Genomic DNA, 21,609 nt, shown 5'->3' with positions numbered 1-21,609 from the left:
ACATGACGAGCCGCATGAACGCGCGCGGGGCGTGCCGTTCGAATGGACACGCCCCGCGCAATCGACGACGTATGTCGCTCAGCCCGCGCGTTCGACCGGATGCGGCTCGCGCAGCCGGTTCGCGATGCGCGCAGCCTCGTAGTAGCCGGCCGCGGGCGGCCGTTTCAGATAGCGGCCCGCGCCGCGCACCGCGCGCAGCTCGCCGTCGGCCCATGCGAGCGCGCCGCGCGTGAGCGTATGCGTCGCGACGCCCTGCACGGTCATCCCTTCGAACACGTTGAAGTCGACCTGCTGGTGATGGGTCTTCACCGAGATCGTCTTCGTTGCGGCCGGATCCCACACGACCAGATCGGCGTCGGCGCCAACCTGCACGGCCCCCTTGCGCGGATACAGGTTGAAGATCTGCGCGGCGTTCGTCGATGTGATCCGCACGAATTCGTTCGGCGTGATGCGGCCATGATTGACGCCGTGATGCCACAGCACCGACATGCGATCCTCGACGCCGCCGCAGCCGTTCGGGATCTTCGTGAAGTCCTCGCGGCCCATCGCCTTCTGCGACGCGCAGAACACGCAATGATCGGTCGCCGTCGTATGCAGCTGCCCCGCTTGCAGCCCGCGCCACAGCGCCTCGCGATGCTCGGCCGACCGGAACGGCGGGCTCATCACGTGCGCGGCCGCACGCGTCCAGTCCGGATCGCGATACACCGACTCGTCGATCACCAGGTGGCCCGGCAACACCTCGCCGAACACGCGCAGCCCTTCGCTGCGCGCGCGCGTGATCGCATCGACCGCATCCTTCGCCGACACGTGCACGATATACACGGGCACGCCGAGCACCTGCGCGATGCGAATCGCGCGGTTCGCGGCCTCGCCCTCGACCTCGGGCGGACGCGACAACGGATGTGCCTCCGGCCCCGTCATCCCGCGCGCGAGCAGCGCCTTCTGCAACTGGAACACGAGCTCGCCGTTCTCCGCGTGCACGGTCGGCAGCGCGCCGAGGTCGAGCGAACGCGAGAAGCTGTTCACGAGGACCTCGTCGTCGGCCATGATCGCGTTCTTGTACGCCATGAAGTGCTTGAAGCTCGACACGCCATGCTCGCGCACGAGCGTGCCCATGTCGCGGTGCACCGATTCGTCCCACCACGTGACGGCCACGTGAAAGCCATAGTCGGCCGCGGCCTTCTCGGCCCAGCCGCGCCACTCGTGGAACGCATCCATCAGCGGCTGCTTCGGGCTCGGAATCACGAAGTCGATGATGCTGGTCGTGCCGCCCGACAGCCCGGCAGCCGTGCCCGAGTAGAAATCGTCGCTCGCCGTCGTGCCCATGAACGGCAGTTCCATGTGCGTATGCGGATCGATGCCGCCCGGCATCACATACTGGTCGTGCGCATCGACCACCGTCGCGCCGGCCGGCGCGTCGATCGTCTCCGCGATCTGCAGGATCGTGCCGCCGTCCTGCGGGTCGGCACACAGTACGTCCGCGCGATAGGTGCGGTCCGCATCGACCACGGTGCCGCCGCGAATCAGGATTGCCATTTGGTTGCCTCCTCGTTGACTGTCGGGTGCCGCATGCGTTCGCGCATCACGCGCTCGCGATCTGCGCGCGCTGTCCGGCGCGCCACTTCATCCAGGTGCCGTACACGCCGGACGCCAGCACGAGGCCGACGAACCACGCATACGTGTAAAGCGTGTTGAAGAACGCCGGCACGTTCGGGAACGACGCCGGGAACGCGGTATGCAGGAAGCCGGGCAGGTTCGGCAGCACGCCGATCGCGAGCGCCGCCAGCGCGGCCGGGTTCCAGCCGTGTGCGTAGCTGAAGTCGCCGCGCTCGTCGAACAGCGCGCGCGTATCGAGCCGCGTGCCGCGAATCAGGAAGTAGTCGACCATCAGGATGCCCGCGACCGGCCCAAGCAACGCCGAGTAGCCGACGAGCCAGGTGAAGATGTAGCCGTCCGTCGTCGCGAGGATCTTCCACGGCATCATCACGTTCGCGAGCGTCGCGGTGATCATCCCGCCCGTGCGGTACGAGATCGCCTTCGGCCACAGGCTCGAGAAATCGTAAGCAGGACCGACCAGGTTCGCCGCAAGGTTGCAGCACATCGTGTCGAGCGTGAGGATCACGAGCGCGATGCCGACGCCGATGCCGGTCATCCGGCTCGTCAGGTCGATCGGATCCCAGATCGCGTTGCCGTAGATCACGACGGTGGCCGACGTCACCACGACCGACACCACCGACAGCAGCGCCATCGGCAGCGGCAGCCCGATCGACTGCCCGATCACCTGGTCGCGCTGCGAATGCGCGAAGCGCGTGAAGTCGGGAATATTCAGCGCGAGCGTCGCCCAGAAACCGACCATCGCGGTCAGGCCCGGCCAGAACGTCGCCCAGAAGAGTCCCGCCTTCTTGCCGCCCGCGACGAACTGCGACGGCGCCGACAGCATCGTGCCGAACCCGCCCGCCTGCGACGTCGCCCACCAAACGAGCGCGATGCACATCACGACCTTGATCGGCGCGGACCAGCTCTCGAGCCAGCGGATCGAATCGGTGCCGTGCCAGATGAAGTACAGCTGCAGCGCCCAGAACACGAGAAAACACGCGAGCTGCCCGAACGAAATGCCGACGAGCGGCAACGCGGCGCCGTGCAATGCGTTGCCGGTCAGGATGTTCAGCAGCGTGTAGATCGCGCTGCCGCCGAGCCAGGTCTGAATGCCGTACCAGCCGCACGCGACGATCGCGCGCAGCAGCGCGGGCAGCTTCGCGCCCTGCGTGCCGAACGACGCGCGCACGAGCACCGCGTACGGAATCCCGTGTTTCGCGCCCGCATGGCCGATCAGCAGCATCGGCACGAGCACGATCAGGTTGCCGAACAGAACGGTCAGCACGGCCTGCCACGGCGACATGCCTTCCTGGATCAGCCCGGCCGCGAGCATGTACGACGCGATGTTCATCACCATTCCGACCCACAGCGCCGCGAAGTGATACCAGCGCCACGTGCGCTGCGACGCCGTCGTCGGCGCGAGGTCGTCGTTGTACAGGCTGCCGGCCGGCGCCGCGGCGCTGTCGGGATCGGCGGGAATCGCTGCTGGTTTCATCGGACGCGCTCCACGTAAACGTCAGCGCCGGCATCGTGCGATGCCGGCAGAACAGGACACAATCAGCAGCGCGGGCGATACCGCGCCGCCGGCCACCGGTCAGGCCGCCTTCGCGTGCTTCGCGGGCTCCGCCGGGCTCGCACCCGCATCGGCACGCGCCGGGTTGTTCGGATGCGTGGTCCAGTTCGCATAGTCGCCCGCGTCGACCCGCTCCATCGTGATGCATTGCTCGACCGGACACACATGCATGCAAAGATTGCACCCGACGCACTCCGCGTCCACCACTTCGAAGTGCCGCACGCCGTCCTTCTCGGCCGTGATCGCCTGGTGCGACGTGTCCTCGCACGCGATATGACACAGCCCGCACTGGATGCAGCGGTCCTGGTCGATGCGCGCCTTGATGTCGTACTTCAGGTTCAGGTATTTCCAGTCGGTCACGTTCGGCACCGCGCGGCCGCGCACGTCGTCGAGCGTCGCGTAGCCCTTCTCGTCCATCCAGTTCGACAGCCCGTCGGCAAGATCCGACACGATCCGGAATCCGTAATGCATCGCGGCGGTGCACACCTGCACGCTGCCGGCGCCGAGCACCATGAACTCGGCCGCGTCGCGCCACGACGAAATCCCGCCGATGCCGGAGATCGGCAGGTTCGGCGTTTCCGGGTCGCGCGCGATCTCCGCGACCATGTTCAGCGCGATCGGCTTGACCGCCGGGCCGCAGTAGCCGCCGTGCGTGCCCTTGCCGTCGACGGTCGGCATCGGCGCCATCTGGTCGAGATCCACCGCGACGATCGAGTTGATCGTGTTGATCAGCGACACGCCGTCCGCGCCGCCCTTGTAGGCGGCGCGCGAGCCCATCCGGATGTCGCTGATGTTCGGCGTGAGCTTCACGAGGCACGGCAGCTTCGTGCCTTCCTTGACCCAGCGCGTGACCATCTCGACGTATTCCGGCACCTGCCCGACGGCCGCGCCCATCCCGCGCTCGCTCATCCCGTGCGGGCAGCCGAAGTTCAGCTCGACCGCATCGGCGCCCGTATCCTCGACGAGCGGCAGGATCCATTTCCAGTCGCGCTCGTTGCACGGCACCATCAGCGACACGATCAGCGCACGGTCGGGCCAGTCGCGCTTCACCTGCGCGATCTCTTTCAGGTTCACGTCGAGCGGCCGGTCGGTGATCAACTCGATGTTGTTCAGGCCGGCGATGCGCTGGCCGTTCCACTGCACCGCGCCGTAGCGTGAGCTGACGTTGACGACGTGCGGATCGAGCCCGAGCGTCTTCCAGACGACGCCGCCCCAGCCCGCCTCGAACGCGCGATTGACGTTGTACGCCTTGTCGGTTGGCGGTGCGGAGGCCAGCCAGAACGGATTCGGCGAAGTGATGCCTGCGATGGTGCAGCGAAGGTCGGCCATGTTCGGCTCCGTGAAAATGGGGCGTTTATCGTGGTTCGCGTGGCGCGCGCCATGCACACAATACGCGCGATGCCGTTGCGTATGCCGTGCTCACGCGGCCTTGGCGGCGCGCTGCGCGAGCGCCGCGTCGATCGCCGCCGCCGCGCGCTTGCCGTCCTGCACGGCCTGCACCGTGAGGTCGATGCCGTCCGTCGCCGCGCAATCGCCGCCGGCCCACACGTCGGGCAACGCCGTGCATCCGTCCGCGTCGACCGCGATGCGCGTGCCGTCCGTGGTCAGCAGCGCGGCCGCGACACCGTCCGGCGCCAGCGTCTGACCGATCGCCTTCAGCACCATGTCCGCGTCGACGGTGAAACGCTCGCCCGACGCGGCCTCGAATTCGACACCCGTCACGTGCCCGTCCGCGCCCGAAATGCGCACCGGCTTCGCGTGCGTGACGAGCGTGACGCCGCTCTTTTGCGCGAACTCACGTTCGGCCCAGGTCGCGCTCATCGCGTCCACACCGCGCCGGTACACCATCGTCACGCGCTCCGCGCCGAGCTTGCGGCTCTGCACGGACGCGTCGATCGCCGTGTTGCCGCCGCCGATCACGACCACGCGCCGCCCGACCGGCACGTTCTCCAGCGCGGCGGCCTGCCGCACCTGCTCGATGAAGTCGACCGCGTTCATCACGCCGGTCAATTGCTCGCCATCGATCGCGAGCGTGCGCACGCCGCCCAGGCCCATCGCGAGAAACACCGCGTCATGCCGCTCGCGCAACGCGTCGAGCGTCACGTCGCGGCCGAGCGCAACACCTGTTTCCACCGCGATGCCGCCGACCGACAGCAGCCATTCGACTTCGCGTTGCGCGAAATCGTCGACGGTCTTGTACGCGGCGATCCCGTATTCGTTCAAGCCGCCCGCCTTCGGCCGCGCGTCGAACAGCGTGACGCGATGCCCCGCGAGCGCGAGCCGGTGCGCACAGGCGAGCCCGGCCGGCCCCGCGCCGACCACCGCGACATGCCGCCCCGTATCGGGCGCACGCGTGAAGCGCACTGCGCCGCACGCCATCGCCCAGTCGGTCGCGTGCCGCTGCAGCGCGCCGATCGCGACCGGCTGCGCATCCTGGTGATTGCGCACGCACGCGCCTTCGCACAGGATCTCGGTCGGGCACACGCGTGCGCACATCCCGCCGAGCGGATTCGCGGACAGGATGTCGGTCGCGGCGCCCTTCAGGTTGCCGTTGCCGATCTTGCGGATGAAGCTCGGGATGTCGATCTGCGTCGGACAGGCCTGCACGCACGGCGCGTCGTAGCAATAGTGGCAGCGGCTGGCGGCGGCCGCGGCGGCAGTCGGATCGAGCAGCGGCGCGATATCGGCGAATTCGCACGAGAGTTGCGTGGACGACACGCGATGCGCGGCGATATCGCCGGTTGGCTTGGTGGTCATACGCGTTCCTTCGACTGGTGGAGACAAAGCCGTCCCCGCCGGCTGCGAATGCGCAGTCGGGGCGGTCCTGCTTGGGAATGCCACGGTCAGGCGACGATCAGCCTGCCGGCTGCGCTAGATCCGATCCGTCATGAAGCCGGCTCGCATGCGCGCGACAACATCGCGTGCAGCAGCACGTTCGCGCCGGCCTCGATCCACGCAGGCGTCGCGTCCTCGATCTCGTTGTGACTGATGCCGTCGACGCAGGGTACGAACACCATCGACGTCGGCGCGACCTGCGCCAGATAGCAAGCGTCGTGCCCCGCCCCCGACACGATGTCGCGATGCGAGTAGCCGAAGCGATCGGCCGCGTCGCGCACGGCCGCCACGCAGGCCGGATCGAACGCGACGGGCTTGTAGTAGAAAATCTGCTCGAGCGCGGTGTCGAGCCCGATCTCGCCCGCGATGCGCGCCACGCCGTCGCGCAGCGCGGCGTCCATCTCCGCGAGCACGGCGTCGTCCGGATGACGGAAATCGACGGTGAAGAACACGCGGCCCGGAATCACGTTGCGCGAGTTCGGGTGAACCTGCATCATCCCGACCGTCGCACAGCCGAACGGCGCGTAATCGAGACCGATCCGGTTCACGAGATCGACCACGCGCGATGCGCCGAGCAGCGCGTCGCGACGGCGCGGCATCGGCGTCGGCCCCGCGTGCGCTTCCTGGCCGGTGAACGTGATCTCGTACCAGCGCTGCCCCTGCGCGTCCGTCACGACGCCGATCGTCTTGCACTCCGCCTCGAGAATCGGCCCCTGCTCGATATGCAGCTCGAACGCCGCATGAAGCTTGCGACCGCCGCAGGGTACGTCGCCCGCGTAGCCGATGCGCGCGAGTTCCTCGCCGATCGTCTTGCCGTCGACGTCCTTGCGCGACAGCCCGTACTCGAGCGGGAACACGCCCGCGAACACGCCCGACGCGACCATCGCCGGCGCGAAGCGCGAGCCTTCCTCGTTGGTCCAGATCACGACCTCGACCGGATGCTCGGTCTCGATGCCGTGATCGTTCAGACTGCGAATCACCTCGAGGCCGCCGAGCACGCCGTAGATGCCGTCGAAGCGGCCGCCCGTCGGCTGCGAATCCGCGTGCGAGCCGGTGACGACCGGCGCCGCGTCGGCCACGCGGCCCGCGCGGCGCATGAACACATTGCCCATCGTATCGACCGTCACCGTGCAGCCGGCGGCTTTCGCCCAGCTGACGATCAAGTCGCGTCCGGCCTTGTCGAGATCGGTCAGCGCGAGACGGCAGACGCCGCCCTTCGGCGTCGCGCCGATCTTCGCCACCTCCATCAGGCTGTCCCACAACCGCCTGCCGTCGACCTTGATCGACGTGTCGAATGCTGCCCGCTTCACTGTTTCCGATACCGCGTTCATTCGTATCGCTCCTGTGGGGTCGGTCATGCCGTCATTCCGGTCGCCGCCGGTGCGCGCATTGCTGCCGTCGGGGCAAACCCGCACCGGCGAGGTGCAGATGTGCATCGTTCGCGTGATTCGTCCGATCGATCGGCGGATTGCCGGCACTGCATTCCGTCGATCATCAAATCCTGTCCGATTGGACAGGTTTTAGACGATCAAAATGCCCAGCGCAACGTCTTTCTTGCGTGAATCGAACGAGCGAGAAACGTGCCACCGCATCGCAGCATCACGCGCGCCGATGCGGACGAGCACGTGCGTTCGATGCGAACCAGCGGCTAGAATGAAGCGCAACGCGGCATGCAAGCCGCGCGAGGGTAACGATGAGACATGACGAAGCGGCCGCCGAAGTCACCGGCGACGACGAAGCGAACATGCCTTTGCGGCGACGCAAGGCGCACATCCGCGAGTCCAACGAAGCGCATCTGCTGGCCTGTGCGGAAGCCGTATTCGCGGAGCGCGGGCTCGACGGTGCGAGCACGGCGATGATCGCCGAACGTGCGGGCCTGCCGAAGGCGAACCTGCATTACTACTTCCCGACGAAGCTTGCGCTATACCGTCGCGTGCTCGACGACCTGTTCGAAGACTGGCACCGCGCGGCCGGGTCGTTCGAGGCCGGCGACGATCCGGTCGAGGCGATCGGCGGCTACGTGCGCGCGAAGATGGATCTTTCGCGACGGCGCCCGCTCGGCTCGAAGGTCTGGGCCAACGAGATCATCCACGGTGCCGCGCACATGCAGGACATCCTGTCGGAACGCGTGAAGCCCTGGTTCGACACGCGCGTGAAGGTGATCGAAGGCTGGATCGCGCGCGGGCTGCTCGCGCCGATCGATGCACATGCGTTGATGTACCTGATCTGGGCGACCACGCAGCACTACGCGGATTTCGATGCGCAGATCCGCGCGTTGAGCGGCAAGCGTGCGTTCACGCAGAAGGCGTTCGCCGAGAAGACCGAGCAGGTCGTGCAGCTCGTGATCCGCGCGTGCGGTGCGGTGTCGCCGGAGGCGCACGCGTAACGCGATCGCGCGCGCCCCGGAAAGCGAAACGGGCGACGGGCACGATGCCCGCCGCCCGCGTCGCAAGACGGCATGCGTGCCGTCTCGCGCGTGATGCGTCGATGCGCTTGCGTTACGCGACCCGCTCGATCGCGATCGCCGTCGCCTCGCCGCCGCCGATGCACAGCGACGCGACGCCGCGCTTCAGCCCATACGCTTCGAGCGCGGCCAGCAGCGTCACCATCACGCGCGCGCCCGATGCGCCGATCGGATGGCCGAGCGCACACGCGCCGCCGTGCACGTTGACCTTGTCGTGCGGCAGGTCGAGATCGCGCATCGCGGCCATCGCCACCACCGCGAAGGCTTCGTTGATCTCGAACAGGTCGACGTCGCGCAGGTTCCAGCCGGTTTTCTCCGACAGCTTGCGGATCGCGCCGATCGGTGCCGTCGCGAACAGGCCCGGCTTGTTCGCGTAGGTCGAATGCCCGACGATCACCGCCTTCGGCGCGAGGCCGAGCCGGTCCGCTTCCGAGCGACGCATCATCACGAGCGCGGCCGCGCCGTCGGAAATCGACGACGAATTGGCGGCCGTCACCGTACCGCCTTCGCGGAATGCCGGCTTGAGCGTCGGAATCTTGTCGAGCTTCGCGTTACCAGGTTGCTCGTCGATCAACACGACAGCTTCCGTCTTGCCGGCCTTCACCGTCACCGGCGCGATCTCCGACACGAAGCGTCCTTCCGCAATCGCGCGCTGCGCGCGCGTCAGCGATGCGATCGCGAACGCATCCTGCTCCTCGCGCGTGAACTGGTAGGCCTGCGCGCAATCCTCCGCGAACGTGCCCATCAACCGGCCCTTGTCGTACGCGTCCTCGAGTCCGTCGAGGAACATGTGGTCGAGCACCTGGCCATGCCCCATGCGCATCCCGGCGCGCGCCTTCGGCAGCAGATATGGCGCATTCGTCATGCTCTCCATCCCGCCCGCGACCGCCACGTCCGCCGATCCGGCCAGCAGCAGGTCGTGCACGAACATCGCGGCCTTCATCCCTGAGCCGCACATCTTGTTGACCGTGGTCGCACCCGCCGCCAGCGGCAAGCCCGCCTTCAGCGCGGCCTGCCGCGCCGGTGCCTGCCCCTGGCCGGCCGGCAGCACGCAGCCGAACACGATTTCATCGATGCGCTCGGCGGGCACGTTCGCGCGTTCGAGCGCCGCACGAATCGCCACCGCGCCGAGCTCGCTGGCGCTGGCCGCGGCCAGGTCACCCTGAAAACCACCCATCGGCGTGCGCGCCGCGCCAACGATTACGATCGGATCCTGTGTCGTCATGATTGCATTCCTCCAGTGTCAGCGCGGTGCCATGCGCAGCGCGCCATCGAGACGGATGACCTCGCCGTTCAGCATCGTATTCTCGGCGATGTGGCGCACCAGCGCCGCGAATTCATCGGGGCGGCCGAGCCGCGGCGGGAACGGTACGCTCTTGCCGAGCGCGTCCTGCACGTCCTGCGGCATGCCGGCCATCATCGGCGTCGCGAAGATGCCCGGCGCGATCGTCACCACGCGAATGCCGAACCGCGCGAGTTCGCGCGCGATCGGCAACGTCATGCCCACCACGCCACTCTTCGATGCCGCATACGCGGCCTGTCCGATCTGTCCGTCGAACGCCGCGATCGACGCAGTATTGACGATCACGCCGCGCTCGCCTTCCGCGTCGGCGTCCTGCTTCGACATTGCGTCGGCGGCCAGTCGAATCATGTTGAACGTGCCGACCAGATTGATCGACACCGCACGCGCGAAACGGTCGAGCGAATGCGGGCCTTCGCGGCCAACGACCTTCTCGCCCGGCGCGACGCCCGCGCAGTTCACGAGCGCATCGATGCAGCCGAACGCGTCGCGCGCTGCGGCAACGGCGGCCTGCCCGTCTGCTTCGCTCGTCACGTCGGTCTTCACGAAGCGTGCGGCCGCGCCGAGTTCGTGCGCGAGGCTCACACCGGCGTCTTCATTGACGTCCAGCAGCACGGCCTTGCCGCCTTCGGCGACCACCATGCGCGCAACCGCCGCGCCGAGGCCCGAACCGGCGCCCGTAATCAGAAAAACGCGATCCTTGATATTCATTCGCAGTCCGTATTCAGTATTCAGGAGTGAGCGGTCTTCTCGGCTTCCAGCTTACGCAGCACGAAGCGCTGGATCTTGCCGCTCGGGGTTTTCGGCAGTGCGTCGACGAAGTCGATCGCGCGAGGATAGGCGTGTGCCGACAGCCGCCGCTTCACGTGCTGGCTCAGCTCTTCGGCGAGCGCCGGTGTTCCGTCGAAGCCTTTCGACAGCACGACGAACGCCTTGACGATCTCGGTGCGCTCCGGGTCCGGCACGCCGATCACCGCGGCCTCGCTGACTGCCGGATGCTCGATCAGCGCGCTTTCCACGTCGAACGGACCGATCCGGTAACCGGACGATGTGATCACGTCGTCCGCACGGCCGATGAAGCTCACGGTACCGTCCGACTCGAGCTCGACGTTGTCGCCGGTCCGGTAATAGCCGCCCGCGATCGCTGGCGTGTCCTGCTGCCAGTAACCGTAGAACCACAGCAGCGGCGAGCGCGCAATGTCGATTGCGAGAATGCCGGGCTCGCCGGGGCCAAGTTCGCGGCCGGCTTCGTCGAGCACCGCGACGCGATAGCCGGGCATCGCAAAACCCGCCGAACCGGCATGGACGACGTGCGCGAGTCCGTGATGATTGTTCACGACCATCCCGAGCTCGGTCTGACCGTAGTGGTCGTAGATCGGCGCGCCGAGCGCCGCGTGGAACCAGCGCACGACTTCCGGATTCAGCGGTTCTCCCGCGCTGCTGACGACGCGCAGTTGCCCTTTCAGGCGCGCGGCCGCTTCGGTGCCGGCCGCCATCAGCATCCGGAACGCCGTCGGCGAACCGGCGAGGCTCGTGATGCCGAGCCGTTCGATCACGTCGTAGGTGCTGTCGACCGTGAAACCACCCTCGAACAGCGTCGTTGCATGGCCGAGCAGCAGCGGGCCCGTGATCGCGTAATAGAGGCCGTATGCCCAGCCCGGATCGGCGATGTTCCAGAAGCGGTCGCCGGCGCGAAGGTCCACCGCGTCACGCATGTACGCGCCGAACGCGAGCAGCGCGCGCAACGGCACCGGCACGCCCTTCGGCAAACCCGTCGTGCCCGACGTCGACATCATCATGAACAGGTCGGCGCCCTTTCGAAGCACCGGTTCGAATACGTCGGACTGCGCGTCGAGCGCCGCGCGGAAATCGATGTCGCGCGCCGGCAGCGCGTCGCCCGACTCACGCACCGTCGCGACCCGCGGGCAATCGACGATCTCGTCGAGCTTCGCGCGATTCGCGATGTTGGTGACGACCAGCCGTGCATCGCTCATGCGCAGCCGGTGCTCGATCGCCTTCGGCCCGAACGCTGTGAAGAGCGGCTGATAGACGGCGCCCGCGCGCCACGTGCCGAGGATCGTCGCGACGAGTTCGGGCGTGCGCGGCAACAGGCCGGCCACCACGTCGCCCGGCTTCACGCCCTGCTCGACCAGCAGGTTCGCGACCCGCGCCGACAGCGACTGCATCTGCGCGAACGTGAAGCTGCGATGCTGGCCGCCGGCGTCGATCCAGTCGAGTGCGATCGCATTCGCGTCCGCCGCCGCATGCCGGTCGCAGCATTCGACGCAGGCGTTCAGGCCCTGCTCCAGGTCGCCGTGCAGATGTGCGGCGGCGGTCTCGATCCGGAAGCCGGCCACGGCGTCGGCGTAGGCCGGCACCACCCGGGCGGTTGCTCCATCACGCATGCGTGTCTCCTGTTCGTTATGCCCGCCGGCGAACCGGGGGTATATCGATGATGGTAGACAGCCGTCACATTGCAATCAATGACAAACAGAATCTAGAATCGTGATCGCTTTTGCCATGTCTGGAGGGCATGAAAAATGGGGCCGCAGATGATCTCGCCGGATTTCGTCGAGGATGCGCTCGAGAGCCTGCGCCGGCTGCGGATTCCGACCGAGCCCGTGCTGCGCGTGGCCGGCCTGCCGGCCACCGTGCGCGAGCCCGTCACGCCACAGCAGTACGGTCGCCTGTGGCTGGCGATCGCCAACGCGATCGACGACGAATTCTTCGGGCTCGCGGCCCGCCCGATGCGGCGCGGCAGCTTCACGCTGCTGTGCCACGCAGTGCTGCACGCGGGTACGCTCGAGAAAGCGCTGCGGCGTGCGCTGCAGTTCCTGCGCGTGGTGCTCGACGAACCGCGCGGCGAGCTCGTGGTCGCCGACGGCCAGGCGCAGATCGTCCTCTCGCAGGCGGGCGCACCGTATTCGGCGTTCGCTTACCGGACGTTCTGGCTGATCCTGCTCGGCGTCGCCTGCTGGCTGATCGGCCGGCGCATTCCGCTGCAGCGTATCGATTTCGCGTGTCCGAGCCCTGACCAGCGCAGCGACTACCACCAGTTCTTCGGCGTGCCCGTGCATTTCGACCGCCCGGACAGCCGGCTCGCATTCAACGCCGCGTACCTCGCGCTGCCGACGATCCGCTCCACGCAGGCGCTGAAAACGTTCCTTCGCGGCGCGCCCGGCAACCTGCTCGTGCGCTATCGGCACGACACCGGCTGGGTGGCAAAGACACGTGCGCATCTGAAGGCGCAACCGGCCGCCGAGTGGCCGGACTTCGACACGCTGGCCGTGCGCCTCGGCACGACGCCCGCGACGCTGCGGCGACGGTTGCGCAGCGAGGGGCAGAGCTTCGCGTCGATCAAGGACGAGCTGCGCGGTGCGCTGGCCCAGTCGCTGTTGCGCGGGCACACGCTCAGCGTCGCGGAAATCGCGGCGGAACTCGGTTTTACCGAGCCCAGCGCGTTTCATCGCGCGTTCCGGAAATGGACCGGGACGAGCCCGGGCGCATTTCGGCGGGATGTCAATGCGGCGCAGGCGGAGCATTGAATTGCGGCGCGGGTGTGCGTCACGCGCGGTGCGAGCGCGCTAAAGGGCAAGGCTGACGTGCATAATCGCAGTGAATTTCAGCAGTCGTGCGGTTGCTCAAGCTATTGGCCTTCAAAGGAAGTTCTGGAAGAACCGCTCTCTTTTGCTTCAAGAAGCGATCCCCACGCATTCGACGGCCACGCAGTGGATTCGGCTGGGAGCACGCAATCGCGCTGCAGTCTGTTGGCGTTCAATCGATTCCGGCTTCGGCAACGACACGGCGAAGAATCGACGGCGCCGCATGCCAGCGCGAAGTTGCGCGTTGCGCTGCCTGACCACATACTGACCGCCCATGCGAACAAGACCGCGTTGATGGTGACTGTCGATCAGGGTGCCGCTTCAGTGCTGGGTGTCGTGGGATCTGCCGTGTCCCTGTCGGCAGCCATTCCGTACGCGCTCGCGATCTACCGGCGCACCGTTCGGCCGCACCTGTTCACATGGCTCATCTGGTCGGTCGTCACGGTGATCGCGGCCGCCGGCCAGTTCGTTGCGGGTGCCGGACCGTCTGCATGGTGCACGGCGGCGATCGCACTGACCTGCTTTCTGACTTTCGTCGCGAGTCTGTTCCGAGGTGAGCGCGGCTGGACCCGCATCGATTGGCTCTTCCTGTGCGCGGCGCTATCGGCTATTCCGCTCTGGATGCTGACCGAGGACCCTACGATGTCGATCTGTCTGGTCACGCTGATCGAGCTTGCCGGCCTGGGACCGACCATACGCAAGACGCTTCGCGATCCGTGGAGCGAGAGCCTCACGTATTTCGCGCTGTGCGTGCTCAAGTACGCATTGGCGCTGCTGGCGCTAAGCAGGTGGAATGTCGCGGTCGCGTTCTATCCTTCGGTCAACATCGTCGCGTCGATCGGCATCTGCTTGGTGATGATGGTGCGACGTCAGGCGCTGTCGAAACCGGAGTAATCTCTGTCGAATAGCCTTGGTGCCGGAACGCGAGGGCCGCCGCAGCCCGGTTACCGGCCGCGTATGAAATGCGGACCCTTCGAACCGTTGCGAGACCCCGATATGGATACCGTTCGTGCAGTCATCGAACCGTATGAAGCCGCACTGCGAGCGGCGATGCTCGCCAACGACGTCGACACACTCGACACATTGCTGGATGACGACCTCGTCTTCACCATCCCGAGCGGGCTGGTCATTTCGAAATATGACGATCTGTCCGCGCATCGCGCGAAACTGCTGCGTCTCGACACACTCGATATCCAGTGACGTGCCCCCGGTTTTAGTCCGAACTACAGTTAGAGTCCGAGGTTAAAATGAACGGTCCCGGTTTTCAGTGCCAAAGGCAATGTTAGTCTTCGGCGTTCTGTTGGTCCGTCAGTTGGGCCTGCAGGCCCAACTGACGGACGTATTCGGCAGGCGGCACTTCACCGAGAGCCCTGTGAGGCCGACTCTCGTTGTATTCGACCCGCCATCGCTCAATCTGCTCACTGGCGTCGGCCAGCGATGTGAACCAGTGCACGTTCAGGCATTCATCGCGAAGCGTGCCGTTGAACGACTCCACGAATGCGTTATCCGTTGGCTTGCCGGGCCGGCTGAAGGCAATCTCGACCTTGTGATGGTAAGCCCACAGGTCCATCACCTGACTCGTAAATTCCGAGCCGTTGTCACAAAACAGCGTGCGGGGCGCTCCGCGTTTGCTCCTCAATTCATCCAGTGCACGCACGACATCTGAAGCGCTCAGTCGCTGGCCAACATCGATGGCTAGTGCTTCGCGCGTAAAGACGTCGATGATGGTCAGCGCGCGGAACCTCTGGCCGTTCGAAAGCTGGTCGGCGACGAAGTCCAAACTCCACGCCTGATTTGCCGCCGTCGACTTTGCACGTGCCGGGCGGCTCATCTGTGCACGTCGCTTGCGATTTGGTCTGTAGCGCAGCGACAGCCCTTCCTCACGATACAAACGGTACAGCCGATTCTTGCTGACCTGATAGCCCTCCCGTAGCAGCAGCACGCGTATCTTGCGGTAACCATAGCGCACCCGCGTCGCCGCGATTTCACACATGCGCTGCCGCAATGCAGTCTGCGGGTCGCGGTGGCTGCGATACTGGTACACCGAGCGCGATATGGCCACCAGGCGGCAGGCACGCCGCTCTGCTACTCCATAGGCGGACTTTAGATAATCCACGACATGGCGCCTCGGCGATGAATTCACCACTTTTTTTTCAATACGTCGGTCAGCATCGCCTTGTCCAACGTCAGCTCCGCGACCACCTTCTTCAGTTGGACGTTCTCGTCTTGAAGCTGCTTGAGCTGCCGCACCTGGTCCGTCTGCAAACCGGCATATACCTTCTTCCAGCGATAGAAGGTTTGCTCCGAAATGCCCACGTGACGAATCAGTTCCGCTACCGGCATGCCTGCTTCGGCCTGTTTCAACACCGCCACAATCTGCTCCACACTGAAGCGCTTGCGTTTCATCGTACGGCTCCTTTCATACTGAAAAAGTCCGCCGAAAACTCGCTTACATCATGGCACTGTTTGCTGGGGGCCGCTCAAAAAACTGCTGCTTCGCGTCGTGCGCCCGGGCGAACTGCGCAGGCGTCAGATAGCCGAGCGAACTATGAGGCCGCTCGGTGTTGTACTCGATACGCCATTCCTCAATCAGCCGCTTGGCGTGGCGCATTGAGACGAACCAGTGCTCGTTCAGGCATTCGTCGCGGAAGCGACCGTTGAAGCTCTCGATATAGGCATTCTCCACCGGCTTGCCAGGCCTGATGAACGACAGCGTGACACCGGCTTCGTAGGCCCATGCATCCAGCACCTTACCAGCGAACTCCGGCCCGTTGTCGACCGTGATGGATGCGGGTAAGCCTCGCATCTCCTTGAGCCGCTCGAGCACTTGCTGAACGCGTAGGCCCGGCAATGAAGTATCGACCTCGATGGCCAAGCACTCGCGCGTGTAGTCGTCGACCACGTTCAGGCATCGAAACCGCCGACCATAGGCCAGCCCGTCAGAAACGAAGTCCATCGACCAGCTCTGATTCGGGCCTGTTGGTAACGGTAGCGGCGTGCGCTCGACAGCCGCAATACGCTTGCGTCGCCGCTTGCGCACGCTCAGTCCCGCCTTGCTGTACAGGCGCCAGATGCGCTTGTGGTTGGCGAAGCAGCCATCCCGCTGCAACAACACGTGAATCCGGCGATAGCCGTAACGACGCTTCTGCGCGGCGATGGCCATCATCCGGCCAGTCAGCGCTTCGTCGTCAACTCGGCGGCGTGATTCGTAATAGAACAGCGAGCGCGAAATCCCTACCAGCCCGCAGGCCCGGGTAACACCCATGGCGCGTTCGGTCATCAAGATTCGGACCGCTTCGCGCTTGGCCTGCGGGCTTGCTACTTTCGGGCCAACAGGTCCTTCAGCGCGGCGTTGTCGAGCATTGATTCGGCCAACAGGCGCTTGAGCTTGCTGTTCTCCTGCTCCAGTTCCTTCAATCGCTGCGCTTCGGAGACCGTCATCCCGCCGAACTTCGCTTTCCAGTTGTAGTAGGTCGCTTCCGAGACGCCGTACTTGCGGCACAGCTCCGCCGGCTTCAGGCCAGCCTCGGCTTCCTTCAAGATGCCGATGATTTGTTCTTCGGTGAATCGCTTTTTCATTGCCGTTCCTCTCTTGAGCGGCCCCCAGCAAACAGTGCCATGATGTAAGCGAGTTTTCGGCGGACTTTTTCAGTATGAAAGGAGCCGTACGATGAAACGCAAGCGCTTCAGTGTGGAGCAGATTGTGGCGGTGTTGAAACAGGCCGAAGCAGGCATGCCGGTAGCGGAACTGATTCGTCACGTGGGCATTTCGGAGCAAACCTTCTATCGCTGGAAGAAGGTATATGCCGGTTTGCAGACGGACCAGGTGCGGCAGCTCAAGCAGCTTCAAGACGAGAACGTCCAACTGAAGAAGGTGGTCGCGGAGCTGACGTTGGACAAGGCGATGCTGACCGACGTATTGAAAAAAAAGTGGTGAATTCATCGCCGAGGCGCCATGTCGTGGATTATCTAAAGTCCGCCTATGGAGTAGCAGAGCGGCGTGCCTGCCGCCTGGTGGCCATATCGCGCTCGGTGTACCAGTATCGCAGCCACCGCGACCCGCAGACTGCATTGCGGCAGCGCATGTGTGAAATCGCGGCGACGCGGGTGCGCTATGGTTACCGCAAGATACGCGTGCTGCTGCTACGGGAGGGCTATCAGGTCAGCAAGAATCGGCTGTACCGTTTGTATCGTGAGGAAGGGCTGTCGCTGCGCTACAGACCAAATCGCAAGCGACGTGCACAGATGAGCCGCCCGGCACGTGCAAAGTCGACGGCGGCAAATCAGGCGTGGAGTTTGGACTTCGTCGCCGACCAGCTTTCGAACGGCCAGAGGTTCCGCGCGCTGACCATCATCGACGTCTTTACGCGCGAAGCACTAGCCATCGATGTTGGCCAGCGACTGAGCGCTTCAGATGTCGTGCGTGCACTGGATGAATTGAGGAGCAAACGCGGAGCGCCCCGCACGCTGTTTTGTGACAACGGCTCGGAATTTACGAGTCAGGTGATGGACCTGTGGGCTTACCATCACAAGGTCGAGATTGCCTTCAGCCGGCCCGGCAAGCCAACGGATAACGCATTCGTGGAGTCGTTCAACGGCACGCTTCGCGATGAATGCCTGAACGTGCACTGGTTCACATCGCTGGCCGACGCCAGGGAGCAGATTGAGCGATGGCGGGTCGAATACAACGAGAGTCGGCCTCACAGGGCTCTCGGTGAAGTGCCGCCTGCCGAATACGTCCGTCAGTTGGGCCTGCAGGCCCAACTGACGGACCAACAGAACGCCGAAGACTAACATTGCCTTTGGCACTGAAAACCGGGACCGTTCACTCTGGAACGGACTCTACACTGTCACCGTACTAAACGCGGGGAGCAGGTCAATCGGTGAAAAGGAGTCCTCGGGAAAGTATGCAGTTTGCAAGATGGGGACGGTTCTCTGTCATCTCGCGCATTTCCATCGCGCCAATGCAGAAACCCCCGCCTGTTTGGGCGGGGGTTTCTGGCTTAGGGAGCCTGACGATTACCTACTTTCACACGGGAATCCGCACTATCATCGGCGTAGAGTCGTTTCACGGTCCTGTTCGGGATGGGAAGGGGTGGGACCGACTCGCTATGGTCATCAGGCAAAGAGGGTTGTCCTGCTGGCATGGCCAACAGAACCAATCTGGGAAGAAGCAGTAATTTTGAGTTGTGTGTATCACACACGAGAATCAACCAGTCCGACGCGCTGTAGTCAGCGCGAGACAGACTTGTTATAGGATCAAGCCTTACGGGCAATTAGTATCAGTTAGCTGAACGCATTACTGCGCTTACACACCTGACCTATCAACGTCCTGGTCTCGAACGACCCTTCAAGGGGATCTAGTCCCCAGGGATATCTCATCTTAAGGCGAGTTTCCCGCTTAGATGCTTTCAGCGGTTATCTCTTCCGAACATAGCTACCCGGCGATGCCACTGGCGTGACAACCGGTACACCAGAGGTTCGTCCACTCCGGTCCTCTCGTACTAGGAGCAGCCCCCTTCAAATATCCAACGCCCACGGCAGATAGGGACCAAACTGTCTCACGACGTTTTAAACCCAGCTCACGTACCTCTTTAAATGGCGAACAGCCATACCCTTGGGACCGGCTACAGCCCCAGGATGAGATGAGCCGACATCGAGGTGCCAAACACCGCCGTCGATATGAACTCTTGGGCGGTATCAGCCTGTTATCCCCAGAGTACCTTTTATCCGTTGAGCGATGGCCCTTCCATACAGAACCACCGGATCACTATGACCTGCTTTCGCACCTGCTCGACTTGTCGGTCTCGCAGTTAAGCACGCTTATGCCATTGCACTATCAGCACGATTTCCGACCGTACCTAGCGTACCTTCGTACTCCTCCGTTACGCTTTGGGAGGAGACCGCCCCAGTCAAACTGCCTACCATGCACTGTCCCCGACCCGGATCACGGGCCAAGGTTAGAACCTCAAACAAACCAGGGTGGTATTTCAAGGACGGCTCCACCGAAACTAGCGTTCCGGTTTCATAGCCTCCCACCTATCCTACACAGATCGGTTCAAAGTCCAATGCAAAGCTACAGTAAAGGTTCATGGGGTCTTTCCGTCTAGCCGCGGGTAGATTGCATCATCACAAACACTTCAACTTCGCTGAGTCTCGGGAGGAGACAGTGTGGCCATCGTTACGCCATTCGTGCAGGTCGGAACTTACCCGACAAGGAATTTCGCTACCTTAGGACCGTTATAGTTACGGCCGCCGTTTACCGGGACTTCAATCAAGAGCTTGCACCCCATCATTTAATCTTCCGGCACCGGGCAGGCGTCACACCCTATACGTCCACTTTCGTGTTTGCAGAGTGCTGTGTTTTTATTAAACAGTCGCAGCCACCAGTTTATTGCAACCCCTTCACCCTCCTGGCGCAGGCCAGTCAAGCTACAAGGGCGTACCTTATCCCGAAGTTACGGTACCAATTTGCCGAGTTCCTTCTCCCGAGTTCTCTCAAGCGCCTTAGAATACTCATCTCGCCCACCTGTGTCGGTTTGCGGTACGGTCATCGTTAGACTGAAGCTTAGAGGCTTTTCTTGGAACCACTTCCAATTGCTTCGCTCCCTAAGGAGCTCGCGCCACACCCTTGAATCCTGCGCCCGGATTTGCCTAAGCGCCTTCTCCAATGCAGCGACCGGGACTTCCAACACCCGGACAACCTTCCGCGATCCGTCCCCCCATCGCATCTAACAATGGTGCAGGAATATTGACCTGCTTCCCATCAGCTACGCATTTCTGCCTCGCCTTAGGGGCCGACTCACCCTACGCCGATGAACGTTGCGTAGGAAACCTTGGGCTTACGGCGAGGGGGCCTTTCACCCCCTTTATCGCTACTCATGTCAGCATTCGCACTTCCGATACCTCCAGCACCCTTTACAAGGCACCTTCGCAGGCTTACGGAACGCTCTCCTACCATGCGTGCAAAGCACGCATCCGCAGCTTCGGTATATAGCTTAGCCCCGTTACATCTTCCGCGCAGGACGACTCGATCAGTGAGCTATTACGCTTTCTTTAAAGGGTGGCTGCTTCTAAGCCAACCTCCTGACTGTTTTAGCCTTCCCACTTCGTTTCCCACTTAGCTATATTTGGGGACCTTAGCTGGCGGTCTGGGTTGTTTCCCTCTTGACACCGGACGTTAGCACCCGATGTCTGTCTCCCGTGATTGCACTCTTCGGTATTCGGAGTTTGCTATGGCGGGGTAATCTGCAATAGACCCCCCAACCATGACAGTGCTCTACCCCCGAAGGTGAGACACGAGGCACTACCTAAATAGTTTTCGGAGAGAACCAGCTATTTCCAGGTTTGTTTAGCCTTTCACCCCTATCCACAGCTCATCCCCTAACTTTTCAACGTTAGTGGGTTCGGACCTCCAGTACGTGTTACCGCACCTTCATCCTGGCCATGGATAGATCACCTGGTTTCGGGTCTACGCCCAGCAACTGAACGCCCTATTCGGACTCGCTTTCGCTACGCCTGCCCTATACGGTTAAGCTTGCTACTGAACGTAAGTCGCTGACCCATTATACAAAAGGTACGCCGTCACCCCTTACGAGGCTCCGACTGTTTGTATGCATGCGGTTTCAGGATCTATTTCACTCCCCTCCCGGGGTTCTTTTCGCCTTTCCCTCACGGTACTGGTTCACTATCGGTCGATCACGAGTATTTAGCCTTGGAGGATGGTCCCCCCATCTTCAGACAGGATTTCACGTGTCCCGCCCTACTTGTCGCACACCTAGTTCTTTCATACTGTTTTCGCCTACAGGGCTATCACCTGCTATGGCCGCACTTTCCAGAGCGTTCGGCTAACAATACAAATAAAGAGTGCAAGGCTCATCCCATTTCGCTCGCCACTACTTTGGGAATCTCGGTTGATTTCTTTTCCTGCGGTTACTTAGATGTTTCAGTTCACCGCGTTCGCTTCGCATGGCCTATGTATTCAGCCATGGATACTCCAAAAGGAGTGGGTTTCCCCATTCGGACATCTACGGATCAAAGCTCGTTTGCCAGCTCCCCGTAGCTTTTCGCAGGCTACCGCGTCCTTCATCGCCTGTGATCGCCAAGGCATCCACCACATGCACTTGTTCGCTTGACCCTATAACGAGTCTGTCTCGTTACAGGTTGAGTTCTCGCGTTGTGCCGTATTCCAATTGAGTCAAACATAGAGTTCGAATCATCTTGAGATACATCGATACAA

General features: G+C 63.4%; 14 protein-coding genes, 2 rRNA genes and 1 pseudogene. 5 read left to right on the top strand and 12 right to left on the bottom strand.

Features of this window, described 5'->3' with window-relative positions; genetic code table 11:
* Positions 1 to 78: 78 nt before the first annotated feature.
* The 5 genes from hydA to WS87_RS33140 form a co-directional block, all read right to left on the bottom strand.
* On the bottom strand, positions 79 to 1,536 hold the full coding sequence (gene hydA / locus WS87_RS33160; RefSeq protein ID WP_059819775.1) for a dihydropyrimidinase: 1,458 nt from the start codon (positions 1,534 to 1,536) through the stop codon (positions 79 to 81).
* Positions 1,537 to 1,582: 46 nt separating this feature from the next.
* Positions 1,583 to 3,091: an NCS1 family nucleobase:cation symporter-1 gene (locus WS87_RS33155; RefSeq protein ID WP_059819776.1), complete on the bottom strand. Its 1,509-nt coding sequence runs from the start codon at positions 3,089 to 3,091 to the stop codon at positions 1,583 to 1,585.
* 99 nt (positions 3,092 to 3,190) lie between these two features.
* The gene (preA, locus tag WS87_RS33150) at positions 3,191 to 4,498 is read right to left on the bottom strand and encodes an NAD-dependent dihydropyrimidine dehydrogenase subunit PreA (protein ID WP_059606025.1); all 1,308 of its coding nucleotides are present in this window, start codon (positions 4,496 to 4,498) and stop codon (positions 3,191 to 3,193) included.
* A gap of 90 nt (positions 4,499 to 4,588) precedes the next feature.
* Positions 4,589 to 5,926 (bottom strand): NAD(P)-dependent oxidoreductase, encoded by a 1,338-nt coding sequence (locus tag WS87_RS33145; RefSeq protein ID WP_059819777.1) that lies wholly within the window; start codon positions 5,924 to 5,926, stop codon positions 4,589 to 4,591.
* Between the two features lie 128 nt (positions 5,927 to 6,054).
* The gene (locus tag WS87_RS33140) at positions 6,055 to 7,335 is read right to left on the bottom strand and encodes a Zn-dependent hydrolase (RefSeq protein ID WP_059819778.1); all 1,281 of its coding nucleotides are present in this window, start codon (positions 7,333 to 7,335) and stop codon (positions 6,055 to 6,057) included.
* 362 nt (positions 7,336 to 7,697) lie between these two features.
* On the opposite strand from WS87_RS33140, the gene WS87_RS33130 reads away from it, so the two are divergent.
* Positions 7,698 to 8,390: a TetR/AcrR family transcriptional regulator gene (locus WS87_RS33130; protein ID WP_059819779.1), complete on the top strand. Its 693-nt coding sequence runs from the start codon at positions 7,698 to 7,700 to the stop codon at positions 8,388 to 8,390.
* A gap of 112 nt (positions 8,391 to 8,502) precedes the next feature.
* Here WS87_RS33130 and WS87_RS33125 read toward each other — a convergent pair whose 3' ends face one another.
* The 3 genes from WS87_RS33125 to WS87_RS33115 are packed head-to-tail and all read right to left on the bottom strand — an operon-like array spanning position 8,503 to position 12,173.
* Positions 8,503 to 9,693: an acetyl-CoA C-acetyltransferase gene (locus WS87_RS33125; protein ID WP_059819780.1), complete on the bottom strand. Its 1,191-nt coding sequence runs from the start codon at positions 9,691 to 9,693 to the stop codon at positions 8,503 to 8,505.
* 18 nt (positions 9,694 to 9,711) lie between these two features.
* Positions 9,712 to 10,479: a 3-hydroxyacyl-CoA dehydrogenase gene (locus tag WS87_RS33120; protein ID WP_059819781.1), complete on the bottom strand. Its 768-nt coding sequence runs from the start codon at positions 10,477 to 10,479 to the stop codon at positions 9,712 to 9,714.
* A 20-nt stretch (positions 10,480 to 10,499) separates the two neighbouring features.
* Positions 10,500 to 12,173, bottom strand: a complete 1,674-nt coding sequence (locus WS87_RS33115) for an acyl-CoA synthetase (RefSeq protein WP_059819782.1) — start codon at positions 12,171 to 12,173, stop codon at positions 10,500 to 10,502.
* 135 nt (positions 12,174 to 12,308) lie between these two features.
* Here WS87_RS33115 and WS87_RS33105 point away from each other — a divergent pair, with 135 nt between their 5' ends.
* From WS87_RS33105 to WS87_RS33095, 3 genes and pseudogenes are all read left to right on the top strand, one after another.
* Complete coding sequence (locus WS87_RS33105; protein ID WP_059819783.1) at positions 12,309 to 13,313, top strand: AraC family transcriptional regulator; 1,005 nt, start codon at positions 12,309 to 12,311, stop codon at positions 13,311 to 13,313.
* 351 nt (positions 13,314 to 13,664) lie between these two features.
* Entirely contained in the window at positions 13,665 to 14,264 is a 600-nt protein-coding gene (locus WS87_RS33100; protein ID WP_059819791.1) for a hypothetical protein, read from the top strand.
* A 102-nt stretch (positions 14,265 to 14,366) separates the two neighbouring features.
* Positions 14,367 to 14,564 (top strand): annotated as a pseudogene (locus WS87_RS33095) (DUF4440 domain-containing protein); the annotation flags it as partial.
* Between the two features lie 88 nt (positions 14,565 to 14,652).
* Here the strand turns inward: WS87_RS33095 and WS87_RS33090 are convergent.
* Both WS87_RS33090 and WS87_RS33085 read right to left on the bottom strand, forming a co-directional pair.
* A protein-coding gene (locus WS87_RS33090) for an IS3 family transposase (protein WP_107938141.1) occupies positions 14,653 to 15,776 on the bottom strand; the annotation gives its coding sequence in 2 pieces (ribosomal slippage) (positions 14,653 to 15,515 and positions 15,515 to 15,776; 1,125 coding nt in all).
* Positions 15,777 to 15,819: 43 nt separating this feature from the next.
* A protein-coding gene (locus tag WS87_RS33085; RefSeq protein ID WP_442861418.1) for an IS3 family transposase occupies positions 15,820 to 16,949 on the bottom strand; the annotation gives its coding sequence in 2 pieces (ribosomal slippage) (positions 15,820 to 16,697 and positions 16,697 to 16,949; 1,131 coding nt in all).
* Between the two features lie 91 nt (positions 16,950 to 17,040).
* On the opposite strand from WS87_RS33085, the gene WS87_RS33080 reads away from it, so the two are divergent.
* Positions 17,041 to 18,164, top strand: a protein-coding gene (locus WS87_RS33080) for an IS3-like element ISBvi7 family transposase (protein WP_107938004.1) whose coding sequence is annotated in 2 segments (ribosomal slippage) — positions 17,041 to 17,302 and positions 17,302 to 18,164 — 1,125 coding nt in all. Because the reading frame shifts where the segments join, the coding sequence is not laid out codon by codon here.
* Positions 18,165 to 18,380: 216 nt separating this feature from the next.
* Here WS87_RS33080 and rrf read toward each other — a convergent pair.
* Positions 18,381 to 18,493: ribosomal RNA gene (gene rrf / locus WS87_RS33075) — 5S ribosomal RNA — on the bottom strand.
* Between the two features lie 132 nt (positions 18,494 to 18,625).
* A 23S ribosomal RNA gene (locus WS87_RS33070) occupies positions 18,626 to 21,507 on the bottom strand.
* Positions 21,508 to 21,609 lie beyond the last annotated feature (102 nt).

Origin of the sequence: Burkholderia sp. MSMB0856 (genome assembly GCF_001524645.2) — a bacterium.
GTDB lineage: Bacteria > Pseudomonadota > Gammaproteobacteria > Burkholderiales > Burkholderiaceae > Burkholderia > Burkholderia diffusa.
Note: the sequence above shows the minus strand (reverse complement) of the source record. Positions and strands in the feature narration are given on the sequence as shown.

Coding starts and splice junctions, on each gene's coding strand:
- hydA (WP_059819775.1), bottom strand. CDS start 1,536: ATGGCAATCCTGATTCGCGGCGGCACCGTGGTCGATGCGGACCGCACC.
- WS87_RS33155 (WP_059819776.1), bottom strand. CDS start 3,091: ATGAAACCAGCAGCGATTCCCGCCGATCCCGACAGCGCCGCGGCGCCG.
- preA (WP_059606025.1), bottom strand. CDS start 4,498: ATGGCCGACCTTCGCTGCACCATCGCAGGCATCACTTCGCCGAATCCG.
- WS87_RS33145 (WP_059819777.1), bottom strand. CDS start 5,926: ATGACCACCAAGCCAACCGGCGATATCGCCGCGCATCGCGTGTCGTCC.
- WS87_RS33140 (WP_059819778.1), bottom strand. CDS start 7,335: ATGAACGCGGTATCGGAAACAGTGAAGCGGGCAGCATTCGACACGTCG.
- WS87_RS33130 (WP_059819779.1), top strand. CDS start 7,698: ATGAGACATGACGAAGCGGCCGCCGAAGTCACCGGCGACGACGAAGCG.
- WS87_RS33125 (WP_059819780.1), bottom strand. CDS start 9,693: ATGACGACACAGGATCCGATCGTAATCGTTGGCGCGGCGCGCACGCCG.
- WS87_RS33120 (WP_059819781.1), bottom strand. CDS start 10,479: ATGAATATCAAGGATCGCGTTTTTCTGATTACGGGCGCCGGTTCGGGC.
- WS87_RS33115 (WP_059819782.1), bottom strand. CDS start 12,173: ATGCGTGATGGAGCAACCGCCCGGGTGGTGCCGGCCTACGCCGACGCC.
- WS87_RS33105 (WP_059819783.1), top strand. CDS start 12,309: ATGGGGCCGCAGATGATCTCGCCGGATTTCGTCGAGGATGCGCTCGAG.
- WS87_RS33100 (WP_059819791.1), top strand. CDS start 13,665: ATGGTGACTGTCGATCAGGGTGCCGCTTCAGTGCTGGGTGTCGTGGGA.